Source organism: Streptomyces sp. NPDC014995 (assembly GCF_043080745.1).
GTDB lineage: Bacteria > Actinomycetota > Actinomycetes > Streptomycetales > Streptomycetaceae > Streptomyces.
Map to the genome: position 1 here is coordinate 17,552 of NZ_JBIBVX010000018.1, position 14,147 is coordinate 31,698.

Genomic DNA, 14,147 nt, shown 5'->3' on the forward strand with positions numbered 1-14,147 from the left:
GCCACCGATGATTCTGCTCCGTCGCCTGCTGGGTGACGTGCTGCGTCGGCAGCGCCAGCGCCAGGGCCGTACTCTGCGCGAAGTCTCCTCGTCCGCCCGAGTCTCACTCGGCTATCTCTCCGAGGTGGAGCGGGGGCAGAAGGAGGCTTCCTCCGAGCTGCTCGCCGCCATCTGCGACGCGCTGGACGTACGGATGTCCGAGCTCATGCGGGAAGTGAGCGACGAGCTCGCCCTCGCCGAGCTGGCCCAGTCTGCTGCGGCCACACCCAGTGGGCCTGTGCCCACGCCGGTTCGTCCCATGCTGGGTTCCGTGTCGGTGACCGGTGTGCCGCCGGAGCGGGTGACCATCAAGGCGCCCGCCGAAGCGGTGGACGTGGTCGCCGCGTGAGGTGGCCCTGCGTGGGAGTGTCCACCGACGAGTGCGTGTGAAGGCGTACAGCACGCCGTACGCGTAGGGCGTACGGCTTGTGAGGCCCCGGCCGGGGCTTCTCCGGGAGGATCCGGAGAGGTGCGGTCGGGGTTTTTGCCTGTCCGGGGTGAGGTGGCCGTGCTCAGGTGCGGCTGAGGCGTTCGGGCGGTTCGGGTGCGTTTGCCGGGGTCCGGTGGGGCGGTCATCGTGGAGGGGCACGAGGGGAGTCGACCAACCCGGAGGTACGGATGTACGTCGTGAAGAGCCCGCTGTCCGACGCCGATCTGAAGACCGTCTCCGAGGCGTTGCAGAGTGCGCTGGTCGACCTGATCGACCTCTCGCTCGTCGCCAAGCAGGTCCACTGGAACGTCGTCGGGCCTCGCTTCCGGTCCGTCCACCTCCAGCTCGACGAGGTCGTGGACAGCGCGCGTACGCACTCCGACACCGTGGCGGAGCGTGCCTCGGCGCTGGGCGTTCCGCCGGACGGGCGTGCGGCGACGGTGGCTTCCGGGAGCGGGATCGGTGCGGTGTCCAAGGGGTGGGTCAAGGACACGGACGCGGTCGGGGCGCTGGTGGCGGCGCTGGGTTCGGTGATCACCCGGATGCGGGCACGGGTGGCGGCCACCGGGGACGCGGATCCCGTCAGCCAGGACATCTTCATCGGGATCACCGCCGATCTGGAGAAGCATCACTGGATGTTCCAGGCGGAGAACGGGTGAGGCGTGCGGCGCCGCCGATGCGCCGGCGGGCGCGCCGGTGACGCGCTCTCCCGGTGGTGTGGGCGGGCGTCCTGCCGGGTCGGCGCCACGGCTTACCGGCGTTACGGGCGGCGGGCTGGAGGTGACGGGCCGTGGCGGGTCGGATAGTGCGCCGGGGGGCCGTGCTGGGGCTCGGGGCGCTGTGGTGGTGGGCCGCGGTGCGGATCACCGTGGCGCCCGACGCCGGAGTGCTGGAGGGGGCGGTTGCCGCCGGGGGGTGGGGGCTGAGTCTGCTGCCGGTGCACTGTGTGGCCAAGGCGCGCGCGGTGGGGGCGGTCGCCGAGGGGCGGTGGGTGGCTGCCTGGCGGGGGAACGCCGGGGGCGCGGAGGGTGCCGGCGGTCGGGCCGGAGTCGGCTCCGGGGGCCTAGCGGGTGGTGGTGGGCTTCCGGAAGGGGGCTCGGGGGAAGGCGGGGAGGCGGTGGTCGGAGAGGTGCGCGAGGCGCCTACCAGGGCATGGCGACGCCGCCGTTCGGGCGGAGGATCTGGCCCGTCGTGAACGAGGACGCGTCGGAGGCCAGGTGCAGTACGGCGTGGGCGACGTCCTCCGGCTCACCGACTCGGCCCAGCGGTGACATGCGCGACATCAGCGACTCGGCGTGCGCCTGTGCGCCGGCGTCGTGGCGGTCGGTCATCGGCGTGCGGATCCAGCCGGGGGCGACGGCGTTGACGCGGATGCCGTGCGGGCCGACCTCGGTCGCCAGGCTCTTCGTCAGCTGGACCACGGCCGCCTTGGCGGCGCCGTAGCAGAGGAGGCCCGGGCCGCCGGTGTCGACGGCGCCCGAGGCCATGGTGACGATGCTGCCCCGGCTGGCGCGGGCGAGCATCAGGCGGGCCGCCTCCTGGCAGGCGTACAGCACCCCCTTGAAGTTGACGTCGAGGACCCGGTCGAGGTCCTCGTCCCGGGTCTCCAGGACCGGGCTGCTGTGCATGATCCCGGCGACGGCCGCCATCACGTCCAGGTGCTCGCAGGACCGCACGGCCCGGCGCACCTGGGCGCGGTCGGTGACGTCGAGGCGGTGGGTGTGGGCCGTGCCGCCCTGATCCTTGATCAGGGTGGCCGTCTCCCGCAGTCCCCGCGCGTCACGGTCCGCGCCGTGCACGGTGGCGCCTGCCTCGGCCAGCAGGACGGCGCAGGCGCGGCCTATGCCGCTCGCGGCGCCGGTGACGAACGCGGTGCGTCCGGTGAGGTCGTACGCCTTCACGGCCATGGGGGGACGGTACGAGCGTTTCTGACGGTCCGTCAATTGGTGCGGTGGGAGCGGATGGGGCGCGTGGCCGGGGAGCCCGGGGCCGGGGCGGGGCCCGTCTGGCAGGCCGGGCACCAGTACGTCGGGCGCTCGCGCGAGCCGTCGCCCTGGTCGGCGACACGGACGCGGGTCCCGCAGCGCAGGCAGGGCCGGGGTGCGCGGCCGTAGACGAAGAGGTCCTGGCCTCGGCTGCCCGTCGTGCTGCGGATGGAACGGTCGCGGTTGGTCTCCAGGAGCTTCTTGGCGAGGGCGGGCAGCTTCGCCGCGCGGTCGGCGGGGAGCGCGCCGACCGGGAGCCATGGGGTGGCGCCGAGGAGGAAGCAGAGCTCGCTCTTGTAGACGTTGCCGATGCCGGCGAGATTGCGCTGGTCGAGGAGGGCCTCGCCGAGGGGGCGGGCGGGGTCCGCGAGGAGGTTGGCGAGGGCCCGCTCGGGGTCCCAGTCCGGGCCCAGCAGGTCGGGGCCGAGGTGGCCGACGGCTCGGTCTTCGTCTGCGGTGCGCAGGAGTTCGAGGACGGGGAGGCGGTAGCCGACCGCGGTGCGGTCGTGGGCGCCGAGGACGGCACGGATCTGGTGCGCCGGGCCTCCGGTCCAGCGCTGGTCGTTCGCGTACACCTTCCAGGACCCGTCCATCCGCAGGTGGGAGTGGAGCGTCAGGCCGCCGTCGATGCGGGTGAGGAGGTGTTTGCCGCGCGGGGTGACCTCCAGGACGGTGCGGCCGGTGAGGTCGGCGGTGGCGTACTGGGGCACGCGGAGGTCGAAGCGGGTCAGCACCTTGCCCGCGAGGGCGGTGTGCAGCCGCCTCGCGGCCTGCCAGACCGTGTCACCTTCGGGCATGGGTCAAGGGTTGCACGGGGGGGAGGGGAGGGAGTGGGTCGGAGCCGAAGTGGAGTGGGGTGGGGGCGGGGTGTGCCGACTGTGCGGGCCGAGGTGGGTCGTCATGCTCGTAGCCGTAGGCCTCGGGGGGTCGCGATGAAGCCGGCTCCTTCCAGGAGGGTGCCCAGGGGGGACGTCAGGGCCGAGGTGCCGTTGACGCGTTCCACCGTGACGGTGCCGAGGGAGCCCGCGCGGGCGGCGGCTGCGAGAGCCTCGGCCGCGGCGTGCAGGCGGGGGTCGTCGGCGGGGGCGTCCGCGCCGTCCGGGGTGGAGGGCCAGGCCAGCAGGGTCTTTCCGCCGCGCTCCATGTAGAGGGTCAGTTCGCCGTCGACCAGCACCACCAGGGAGCCCGCCTTGCGGCCGGGCTTGTGCCCGGCACCGGTCGGTGGCTCGGGCCAGGACAGGGCGGCGCCGTACGCGTTCGCGGGATCGGCCGCGGCCAGGACCACGGCACGGGAGGCGGGGGAGGGCGTACGGCGAGGGCGGTCGGAGAATCCGGTGGCGTACGGGAAGCCGTTGCCGCCTCGGGGGCCGCCGCCTCGGGGGCCGCCGGCGCCGGGGGAGGCGAAGTCGCGGGGGGAGACGTAGTCGCCCGGTGAGGCCGGGGCTGTCGGGGAGCCGAAGGTGTCGTCGAGGCCGGGGACGTCCCAGCCGAGGTCGTCGGACGGGGAGGTGTCGGGGAAGGTGAAGGCGTCGGGGGTGCCGTCCTCCCGGGGGCCGGGCAGGGTTTCCTCCCGGTCGCGGGCGTTGGCCACCGCGCGGACGCGGTCCACGGCGCCGTCCATCGCGAACTGCGCGGCGCCGAGTCCCTCCACCACATAGCCGCGCCGGGCCTGGCCGCTCTCCTCGAAGGCGGACAGGACGCGGTACGTCGCCGAGAAGCCGCCCTCGACGCCCTCGGCCGAGACCGCGCCCCGGGTCAGCACGCCGTGCCGGTCCAGGAGTGTGCGGGCGAGGGCGTGGGCGCGGACGGTGGGGTCGGGTTCGTGGGCCGGGAGGAGCGACCAGCGGCCCGCGACGGTCGGGGGTCCGCTGCGGGAGGCCGAGCGGGCGGCGGCCGTCAGCGAGCCGTAGCGGCCGCGCGGGACCGCGCGCTTGGCACGGTGGGCCGTGGAACCGGCCGTGCGGCCCGAGCCCAGCAGGGAGCGCATCGGCGCGAGCGTGTCGTTGGTGAGACGCCCGGACCAGGCCAGGTCCCAGAGGGCGTCGGCGAGTTGCGGGTCGGTGACGTCGGGGTGGGTGGTGGCACGGACCTGGTCGGCGATCTGGCGGAAGAACAGGCCGTAGCCGCCCGACAGGGCGTCCAGGACGGACTGGTGCAGTGCCGTCGGCTCCAGCGGGTGGGGTGGGGGCAGGAGCAGCGGGGCCGCGTCCGCCAGGTACAGGGATACCCAGCCGTCCTTGCCGGGGAGGGCGCCCGCGCCGGCCCAGACCACCTCTCCGGCGGCGGTGAGCTCGTCGAGCAGCGCCGGGGTGTAGTCGGTCACGCGGGACGGCAGGACGAGCTTCTCCAGGGCGGAGGCGGGTACGGACGCGCCCTGGAGTTGCTCGATCGCGCGCACCAGGCCGTCGACGCCGCGCAGGGCGTGGCCCTTGCCGATGTGCTGCCACTGGGGGAGGAACTGGGCGAGCGCGGCGGGCGGGACGGGTTCGAGTTCCTGCCGCAGGGCGGCCAGGGAACGGCGGCGCAGCCTGCGCAGGACGGTCGCGTCGCACCACTCCTGGCCGATGCCGGCGGGGTGGAACTCGCCCTGGACGACGCGGCCGCCCGCCGCGAGCCGCTGGAGGGCGCCCTCGGTGACCGCGACACCGAGGCCGAAGCGGGCGGCGGCGGTGGCCGACGTGAACGGGCCGTGGGTGCGGGCGTAGCGCGCCAGGAGGTCGCCCAGCGGGTCCTTCACCGGCTCGGTGAAGGCCTCCGGGACCCCGACCGGGAGTGCGGTGCCGAGGGCGTCGCGCAGCCGGCCCGCGTCCTCGATCGCCGCCCAGTGGTCGGCGCCGGCGACACGGACCCGGATGGCGCGGCGGGCGGCGGCCAGCTCCCGGGCCCAGTGGGGCTCCGCGCCGCGCTCGGCCAGCTCCGCGTCGGTGAGCGGGCCGAGCAGGCGCAGGACGTCCGCGACGCCTTCGGCGTCCTTCACGCGGCGGTCCTCGGTCAGCCACTGCAGCTCCCGCTCCAGCTCGGTGAGCACCTCGGCGTCGAGCAGTTCGCGCAGCTCCGCCTGGCCGAGCAGCTCGGCCAGCAGCCGTGAGTCCAGGGAGAGTGCGGCCGCGCGGCGCTCGGCGAGCGGCGAGTCGCCCTCGTACAGGAACTGGGCGACGTAGCCGAACAGCAGGGAGCGGGCGAAGGGGGACGGCTCCGGGGTGGTGACCTCCACCAGGCGCACCTTGCGGGACTCCAGGTCGCCCATCAGCTCGGCGAGCCCGGGCACGTCGAAGACGTCCTGGAGGCACTCGCGGACCGCCTCCAGCACGATCGGGAACGAGCCGAACTCGCTCGCCACCTGGAGCAGCTGGGCGGCGCGCTGGCGCTGCTGCCACAGGGGGGTGCGCTTGCCCGGGTTGCGGCGAGGCAGCAGCAGGGCGCGGGCGGCGCATTCGCGGAAGCGGGCCGCGAACAGGGCGGAGCCGCCGACCTGGTCGGTGACGATCTGGTCGACCTCGCCCTTGTCGAAGACGACGTCCGCCGCGCCGACCGGCGCCTGCTCGGCGTCGTATTCCGTGCCGGCTTTCATCGGCTCCCGGTCGAGCAGCTCCAGGCCCATGAGGTCGGCGTCCGGCAGGCGCAGCACGATGCCGTCGTCGGCGTGCATGACCTGGGCGTCCATGCCGTACCGCTCGGAGAGCTTGGCACCCAGCGCGAGCGCCCAGGGAGCGTGGACCTGGGCGCCGAAGGGGGAGTGCACGACGACCCGCCAGTCGCCGAGTTCGTCCCGGAAGCGCTCCACGACGATCGTGCGGTCGTCCGGGACGTGACCACAGGCCTGGCGCTGTTCGTCCAGATACGACAGCACGTTGTCCGCGGCCCAGGCGTCCAGTCCCGCGGTCAGCAGGCGCAGCCGGGCGTCGTCCTTGGGCACGGAGCCGACCTCCCGCAGGAACGCGCCCACCGCGCGGCCCAGCTCCAGCGGGCGGCCCAGCTGGTCGCCCTTCCAGAACGGGAGACGGCCGGGGACGCCGGGGGCCGGGGAGACCAGGACGCGGTCGCGCGTGATGTCCTCGATGCGCCAGGAACTCGTGCCCAGGGTGAAGACGTCGCCGACGCGGGACTCGTAGACCATCTCCTCGTCGAGCTCACCGACCCGGCCGCCGCCCTTCTTGGGGTCGGCGCCCGCCAGGAACACGCCGAACAGACCGCGGTCGGGGATCGTGCCCCCGGAGGTCACGGCGAGGCGCTGGGCGCCGGGGCGGCCGGTGATCGTGCCGGCGACGCGGTCCCACACCACGCGCGGGCGGAGCTCGGCGAAGGCGTCGGAGGGGTAGCGGCCGGCGAGCATGTCGAGGACGGCGGTGAAGGCGGACTCGGGCAGGGAGGCGAAGGACGCGGCGCGGCGGACCGTGGCGAGCAGGTCGTCGAACTGCCAGGTGTCCATCGCGGTCATGGCGACCAGCTGCTGGGCGAGGACGTCCAGAGGGTTCGCCGGGACCCTGAGGGACTCGATGGAGCCGGTGCGCATGCGCTCGGTGACCACTGCCGCCTGCACCAGGTCGCCGCGGTACTTCGGGAAGACCACGCCCGTGGAGACGGCTCCGACCTGGTGGCCCGCGCGGCCGACGCGCTGGAGGCCCGAGGCCACGGAGGGCGGGGACTCGACCTGGACGACGAGGTCGACCGCGCCCATGTCGATGCCCAGTTCCAGGCTGGAGGTGGCCACGACGGCGGGCAGCCGGCCTGCTTTGAGGTCCTCCTCCACGAGCGCGCGCTGCTCCTTGGAGACCGAGCCGTGGTGGGCGCGCGCGATGACCGGCGGGGCACCTTGGGCCGCGCCCGAACCGCCCATGAGTTCGGCCGGGGCGTGGTGCTCGTCGAGAGGTTCCCCGGTGGCCCGCTCGTAGGCGATCTCGTTGAGGCGGTTGCAGAGGCGCTCCGCGAGGCGGCGGGAGTTGGCGAAGACGATCGTGGACCGGTGGGCCTGGACGAGGTCGGTGATCCGCTCCTCGACGTGCGGCCAGATCGACGGGCGTTCCGCCCCGTCGGAGCCGTCCGCGACGGGTGAGCCGCCCAGCTCGCCCAGGTCCTCGACCGGGACGACGACCGAGAGGTCGAACTCCTTGCCGGAGAGGGGCTGGACGATCTCCACCTTGCGGTGCGGGGAGAGGTAGCGGGCCACCTCGTCGACCGGGCGGACGGTCGCCGACAGACCGATGCGTCGGGCCGGCTTCGGCAGGAGTTCGTCCAGGCGCTCCAGGGAGAGGGCGAGATGGGCGCCGCGCTTGGTGCCGGCCACGGCGTGCACCTCGTCCAGGATCACCGTCTCGATGCCGGTCAGCGCGTCGCGGGTGGCCGACGTCAGCATCAGGAACAGGGACTCCGGGGTGGTGATGAGGATGTCCGGCGGGCGGGTGGAGAGGGCGCGGCGCTCGGCGGCGGGGGTGTCGCCGGAGCGGATGCCGACCTTGACCTCGGGCTCGGGCAGACCCCGGCGCACGGCTTCCTGGCGGATGCCCGTCAGGGGGCTGCGGAGGTTGCGCTCCACGTCGACGGCCAGGGCCTTGAGCGGGGAGACGTACAGGACGCGGCAGCGCTTCTTCGGGTCGGCCGGTGGGGGCGTCGAGGCCAGCTGGTCCAGGGCGGCGAGGAACGCGGCGAGTGTCTTGCCGGAGCCGGTCGGGGCCACCACCAGCACGTCCGAGCCCTCGCGGAGGGCCTGCCACGCGCCCGCCTGGGCCGCGGTGGGCGCGGAGAACGCCCCCGTGAACCAGCCGCGGGTCGCGGGGGAGAAGCCGTCCAGGGCTCGGTGTGCGTCGCTGACCATGCGTCCATCGTGCACCCGGGGTCTGACAATCGGGCCCACCTGCGGATCTGGACGACCCACTGCCACGCGTCACCGCGGCCCGCTGCCGCCGAACCGCGCTGCGGGTGGGCGCGGCTGTCACGGAGAATGGGCGCATGGCGAGTTCGGGTGAGGTGGCGCGGCACTGGCGGTACGCGGAGCTGCCCGGGGTCGATCTGCTCCGGGCCCGTTATGTCCGGAAGAACTTCATACGGCACACCCACGAGCACTTCGTGATCGCCGGCATCGTCGAGGGCGTGGAGGTCTTCCACCATCGTGGGGGCGATCAGTACGTGGGAGCCGGTGCGCTCGCGTTGGTCAACCCCGACACTCCGCACACCGGGCGGGCCGGTGTTCCCGAAGGGTGGCGGTATGGGGCCGTGTATCCGTCGCCCGAGGTCGTGGCCGGGATCGCGGCCGAGACGACCGCGTTGCGGGGCACTCCGGGTTTCGTGAGCCCGGTGCTCGACGACCCGTACGCCGTCGCGCTGGTGCACCAGGTGCTGCGCGCCACCGACGAGGGCAACGCGCTGGCCGCCGACACGTTGCTGCGGGTCGCCGTGACGCGGCTGCTGCGGTTGAACGGAGGGGCTCTGCCGGTTCGGCGGATGCGCACGGCCGGGGGACGGGTCGCCGCACGCGCGCGTGCCGTGCTGGAGGACCGGATGGCCGATCCGCCGACCTTGGAGCACCTGGCGGGGGATCTCGGGACCAGCCCGTTCGCGCTGCTGCGCGCGTTCCGGGACGCCTACGGGATGCCGCCGCACACCTGGCTCACCGACGCGCGTGTCCGTCGGGCGCGGCGGCTGCTGGACGCCGGGACGGCACCGGCGGAGGCGGCCCTGGCGGTGGGGTTCACCGATCAGCCGCACCTCAACCGTCACTTCGCCCGGATCGTGGGGGTGCCGCCGGGCGCCTACCAGCGTGAGCGCAAGAACGTACAAGACGCGCGGCGCTGATCGCTCCTACCGTCCGACGCGTGACAGAACAGACAGCTCTCGCAGACATACGTGACGGCCGGGGCGGCAGGCCCGACGCCGCCGTCGTACGGGACGCCCTCGGTGTCGGGGTCGCCGTGGGACTCTCCGGGTTCGCCTTCGGGGTGACCTCGGCGGGCAGCGGGCTCACCGTGTGGCAGACCTGCGCGCTCAGTCTGCTGGTGTTCACGGGCGCGTCCCAGTTCGCCCTCGTCGGGGCGCTGGCCGCGGGCGGCAATCCGCTCACGGCGGCCGCGGGCGCCTTCTTCCTGGGTGTGCGCAACGCCTTCTACGGTCTGCGTCTGTCGCAGTCGCTGGCTCTCCCGCGCGCGGTGCGACCGTTCGCGGCCCAGTGGGTGATCGACGAGACGGCGGCCGTCTCGCTGGCGCAGCGCGATCGGCGCGGCGCGCGGATCGGCTTCGCGGTCACCGGGCTCAGCCTCTACGTGCTGTGGAACCTCAGCACGCTGCTGGGCGCCCTGGGTGCCGAGGCGATCGGGGACACCGACGCGTGGGGGCTCGACGCGGCCGGGCCCGCCGTCTTCCTGGCGCTGCTCGCCCCCATGCTGAAAAACGTCACCGAGCGGGCCGTGGCCGGTCTCGCGGCGGTGCTGGGGCTCGGTCTGCTGCCCGTCCTGCCCGCCGGCGTGCCCGTCCTGGTGGCCGCGCTCGCCGCGCCGCTCGCCCTCTGGGGCGAGGGCCGCCGCAAGGGGCGGGCGCACGGTCCGCTGGAGGAGGGGGAGCGGTGAACACCTGGATCGCCATCGGCGCGACCGCCCTCGGCTGCTACGCCGTCAAGCTCGCCGGACTGCTCGTTCCCGCGGGTGTGCTCGAGCGGCCCCTCGTCCGGCGGCTCGCGGCCCTGCTGCCCGTCGCCCTGCTCGCCGCCCTCACGGCCCAGCAGACGTTCGCCGACGGGCAGACGCTCGTGCTGGACGCGAGGGCGGCGGGGCTCGCCGCGGCCGCCGTGGCGCTCGTCCTGCGCGCGCCGTTCCTGCTCGTCGTCGCGGCGGCCGTGGCGGTGACGGCGGGGGTGCGGGCCATGGGCGGGTGACGGGCGGCACGGGACGGCCGGGGGGCGGGATGGCCGGGGGCCGGGGGCGGGACGGCCACCGCTCGGGTGGACGGCCTGCGGGCGGGGTGGCCTGCGGGTGGGGTGGCCGATGTGACCCTGTGCCGTGTGTGTCGCCCTGTGCGTCGCGTCCCGTCCACAGGCCCGTGCTGCCGTGCGCGGTCTGCGCCTTGCCGTCGGTCGGGGTTGGTCCGCAGGCGGGGGGCGTGTGCGGCGGTGTGTGGTCCTGTGCTCTGGCGTCGGCCCGCGGGTGTGCGCGGTCCTGCACTGCGGCGTGGGTCCCGGGGGTGTGCGGCCCCGTGCTGCGCCGCCGGTTTGCGCCTTTCTGCTGCGCCGCCGGTTTGCGCCTACGGCGGCCTGTGCCCGCGTCCGCCGACTGCGGGCTTCGGCGTCAGCCGATGGCGCGGCCGTAGGACCTCAGGGTGTGCAGGGCCTCGATCGTCACCATGGGGCGTGCCTCCAGAGCGGTGCCGGGTGCCCAGCGGCGCCAACGGATCGGCCAGCCGCCGTCCTCCTGCTGCTCGGCGGCGAGGAAGTCCAGGGACCGTTCCATCTCGTCGTCCGTGAACCACGCGCGCGCGAGGGAGCCGGGTGTCCGGGCGAAGTCGTACGGGAAGTGGTGCTCGCCGGGGGCGTAGCCGGGCGAGACGGGACAGGCGTCGCGGTGGTCCGGGTCCAGTACGGCGAGCCGCTGTTCGCGTACCAGGCGGCCCAGGCGGTCGGCGGCGGCCTCCGCGCGCTGGCGGTCGGGCGCGGAGTCCAGGAAGGTCACGGCGGCCTGGATCTCGTAGGGGTGGGACGTCTCCAGGGAGTCCACGGCCTGCCAGCAGAAGTCCGTCGCCCTGAACAGCCAGGCGTGCCACACCTCGTTGCGGTGGAGGACGCCCACCACCGGGCCCGTGGCCAGGAGGTCGCTGGGCGGGTCGTCCACGATCGGGACGAACGGGGCCGCCGGGTAGCCGCGCTGGCTGGGATGGACCGCCGGGAGAGCGCCGTCCGGGGTGGAGACGGAGGTGAGGTAGCGGCACACCCGCTCCACGCGCTGGCCACCGCAGCGGCCAAGGGAGTCCAGCACGCGCAGGGCGCGCGCGACGTGCAGGGGCTGGCTGACGGGGCCGCGCAGGTCGGGTTCCAGCGCGTGGCCGTATCCGCCGTCCTCGTTGCGGTAGGCGTCGAGCGCGGTCTCGACGGGATCGGCCCCGCCGTGCAGGAAGTGGTACGCGAAGAGGCGCTGCTCAAGCACGCGCGCGGTGAGCCAGACGAACTGCTCGGCGCGGAAGAGCGGGGTCTGCGCCGGGGGCGTAGGGGGGAGTGGGGATGCTCCGGTTTCGGCCATGGTCAGACCGTAGGGTGGAAAGCGGTGTCGGCAGGTGGTCCCGGCCAGGGCCACCCCCCGGGGGCGGGATACTGGTGCCATGCGGTTGACGGTCTTCTGGCAGCGGATGGCGGAGCACTTCGGTACGGGCTACGCCGAAACCTTCGCGCGCGACCACGTCATGACGGAGCTCGGCGGGCGCACGGTGCACCAGGCGCTGGCGGCCGGCTGGGACGCGAAGGACGTGTGGCGCGTGGTCTGCACGGTGATGAACGTTCCGCAGGAGAAGCGCTGATCCACGGTGAAGATCGCAGAGGGGTCTCCGACTGTCGGTGCTGTGGGCGAGACTTGATCCGTGGCACCCACTGACGAGTCCGGGCAGGTCGGCCCGCACGTACCCCCGTCGGACACGACGCCGCCCACCCGGCCTCCGGCCGGCACCGAGGCCGCGCCGAGCGCGGGCATGCCCCGCTGGCTCCCGCGCGCGATGGTGCTCGCGCTCGCCCTCGTGGGCGTGTTCCAGCTGGGCACGTGGGCCTTCCACCAGCTCATCGGCCTGCTGATCAACATAGTCATCGCGTTCTTCCTGGCCCTCGCCATCGAACCCGCGGTGAGCCGGATGGCCGCCCACGGCGTGCGCCGGGGGCTCGCCACCTTCCTGGTCTTCTTCGGCCTGCTGATCGTGGTCGCCGGTTTCTTCACGCTGCTCGGCTCGATCCTCGCGGGACAGATCATCAAGATGATCGAGGACTTCCCGCAGTACCTCGACTCCGTCATCAACTGGATCAACAACACGTTCCACACCGAGCTCAGACGCGTGGACATCCAGGAGGGTCTGCTCCACTCCGACTGGCTGAGGAGATACGCGCAGAACAGCGCCGCCGGCGTCCTGGACGTCTCCACCCAGGTCCTCGGCGGCCTCTTCCAGCTCCTGACGATCGCGCTGTTCTCGTTCTACTTCGCCGCCGACGGGCCCCGCCTGCGCCGCGCCCTGTGCTCCGTCCTGCCGCCCGCCCGGCAGGCCGAGGTGCTGCGCGCGTGGGAGATCGCCGTCGACAAGACCGGCGGCTACCTGTACTCGCGCGGACTGATGGCGCTGATCTCCGGCGGGGCCCACTACGTCCTGCTCCAGGCGCTCGGCATCCCGTACGCGCCCGCGCTCGCGATGTGGGTGGGCGTGGTCTCGCAGTTCATCCCGACCATCGGTACGTATCTCGCGGGCGCGCTGCCCATGCTGATCGCCTTCACGGTCTCGCCCCTGTACGCGCTGTGGGTGCTGATCTTCGTGGTGATCTACCAGCAGTTCGAGAACTACATGCTGCAACCCAAGCTGACCTCGAAGACCGTCGACATCCACCCCGCCGTCGCCTTCGGCTCGGTCGTCGCCGGCACCGCCCTCCTCGGCGCGGTCGGCGCCCTGATCGCCATCCCGGCGGTGGCCACGCTGCAGGCGTTCCTGGGCGCGTACGTGAAGCGATACGACGTCACGGACGATCCCCGCGTCCACGGGCACCGGAGGCGGGGCGACGGACCGGGCCCGCTCACACGCGCTCGGCGGCTCTGGATGAAGACACGACAGCGGATCGCCGGGCCGGGAAGAGGTCCGGATGACAGCGCTCGAGGCGCATGATCCGGCTGCGGTGACGGCGGCCGCGTAGCAGGTGTCGCCGCGGCCGGGAGTCGCTTTCGCCCGCGCTTCCCCCGCTTTCGCTCTGATTCCGACCCGGTTCCGCGTGAGGGTTCGGCTCGGGGACGTCTCTGTGGGGGCTGTGGGGGCTGTGGGGGCTGTGGGGGCTTTGGGGCTGCGGGGGCTGCGGGGGTGGCGGGGGTGGCGGGGGTGGCGGGGGTGGCGCCGCGTACAGGTAGAGGTACGGGCGCGTGCTGGCGTCGGCCAGTAAGGCGCGGGCAGGCGCAGCCAGGCGTGGCGCGGGCAGGCACCACCAGCGCGGCCATGTACGGCGACGGCCGGCGCGGCGCGGGCAGTCATCAGGATGTGTGCGGACGGATCCCGCGCCGGGGGGCGCCATTCGTGAGCGGACGGATCCCGCGCCGGGGGCGCACCTGTGACCCGCCGTGGCCGGACAGGGCGACCGACCCGCATCGCACCGTGGGTGGCATCCGTCTGCCCGCCCGGCCCGCAAGGCGCTGCCGGGAGGGCACCGTGACCCCGGCCCGGTCAGCTCTGCCGTGACTCCGGGATGCGGGGGAGTTCCTGTACGAGGCGCAGGACCACACTGATCCGCGGCGGTATGGATCGCGCTGAGCCCGGCGGTCTGGCCACATCAGGTCGGAACCGGGGCGGTGTCAGGGGATGAACCCAGGCTCGGAGGTGCCACGTGGTGCGCTTGACACGAAAATCGAACATCCATTCTTATGGAGGCTCCGGCGAGGCTCACGGCGCGGATTTCGTCCCGGTTTGGGTGGACAAGTGCCTGAGTTATCCACAGGCCGGACCAGCGTCGGGGCGCATTGTCAGTGGCAGGCGTTAGCGTCTTTGAC

General features: G+C 73.7%; 10 protein-coding genes and 1 pseudogene. 7 read left to right on the forward strand and 4 right to left on the reverse strand.

Going from position 1 to position 14,147, the window contains the following annotated elements; translation table 11 throughout:
• Positions 1–7: 7 nt before the first annotated feature.
• Together ACF1A1_RS31185 and ACF1A1_RS31190 are read left to right on the forward strand one after the other, a co-directional pair.
• Complete coding sequence (locus ACF1A1_RS31185) at positions 8–388, forward strand: helix-turn-helix domain-containing protein (protein ID WP_392004345.1); 381 nt, start codon at positions 8–10, stop codon at positions 386–388.
• 269 nt (positions 389–657) lie between these two features.
• Positions 658–1,128, forward strand: coding sequence for a Dps family protein (locus tag ACF1A1_RS31190; RefSeq protein ID WP_392004346.1), 471 nt, complete (start codon positions 658–660; stop codon positions 1,126–1,128).
• A gap of 483 nt (positions 1,129–1,611) precedes the next feature.
• Here the strand turns inward: ACF1A1_RS31190 and ACF1A1_RS31195 are convergent, their stop codons facing one another.
• From ACF1A1_RS31195 to ACF1A1_RS31205, 3 genes are all read right to left on the reverse strand, one after another.
• Entirely contained in the window at positions 1,612–2,376 is a 765-nt protein-coding gene (locus tag ACF1A1_RS31195; RefSeq protein ID WP_392004347.1) for an SDR family NAD(P)-dependent oxidoreductase, read from the reverse strand.
• A gap of 32 nt (positions 2,377–2,408) precedes the next feature.
• Positions 2,409–3,251 (reverse strand): Fpg/Nei family DNA glycosylase, encoded by an 843-nt coding sequence (locus ACF1A1_RS31200; protein ID WP_392004348.1) that lies wholly within the window; start codon positions 3,249–3,251, stop codon positions 2,409–2,411.
• Between the two features lie 101 nt (positions 3,252–3,352).
• The gene (locus ACF1A1_RS31205; protein WP_392004349.1) at positions 3,353–8,266 is read right to left on the reverse strand and encodes an ATP-dependent helicase; all 4,914 of its coding nucleotides are present in this window, start codon (positions 8,264–8,266) and stop codon (positions 3,353–3,355) included.
• 134 nt (positions 8,267–8,400) lie between these two features.
• Between ACF1A1_RS31205 and ACF1A1_RS31210 the strand changes: the two are divergent.
• The 3 genes and pseudogenes from ACF1A1_RS31210 to ACF1A1_RS31220 form a co-directional block, all read left to right on the forward strand.
• Positions 8,401–9,240: pseudogene (locus tag ACF1A1_RS31210) on the forward strand (AraC family transcriptional regulator); the annotation flags it as partial.
• Between the two features lie 23 nt (positions 9,241–9,263).
• Positions 9,264–10,010, forward strand: a complete 747-nt coding sequence (locus tag ACF1A1_RS31215) for an AzlC family ABC transporter permease (RefSeq protein WP_392004350.1) — start codon at positions 9,264–9,266, stop codon at positions 10,008–10,010.
• Positions 10,007–10,315, forward strand: a complete 309-nt coding sequence (locus tag ACF1A1_RS31220) for an AzlD domain-containing protein (RefSeq protein ID WP_392004351.1) — start codon at positions 10,007–10,009, stop codon at positions 10,313–10,315. Before ACF1A1_RS31215 ends, ACF1A1_RS31220 begins: the two co-directional genes overlap by 4 nt.
• Positions 10,316–10,724: 409 nt before the next feature.
• Here ACF1A1_RS31220 and ACF1A1_RS31225 read toward each other — a convergent pair whose 3' ends face one another.
• Positions 10,725–11,669, reverse strand: coding sequence for a hypothetical protein (locus ACF1A1_RS31225; RefSeq protein WP_392004352.1), 945 nt, complete (start codon positions 11,667–11,669; stop codon positions 10,725–10,727).
• A gap of 79 nt (positions 11,670–11,748) precedes the next feature.
• Between ACF1A1_RS31225 and ACF1A1_RS31230 the strand changes: the two genes are divergently transcribed.
• Positions 11,749–11,943 (forward strand): DUF3046 domain-containing protein, encoded by a 195-nt coding sequence (locus ACF1A1_RS31230; protein WP_392004353.1) that lies wholly within the window; start codon positions 11,749–11,751, stop codon positions 11,941–11,943.
• 60 nt (positions 11,944–12,003) lie between these two features.
• Complete coding sequence (locus ACF1A1_RS31235; RefSeq protein WP_392004354.1) at positions 12,004–13,278, forward strand: AI-2E family transporter; 1,275 nt, start codon at positions 12,004–12,006, stop codon at positions 13,276–13,278.
• The last annotated feature ends 869 nt before the right edge of the window (positions 13,279–14,147 follow it).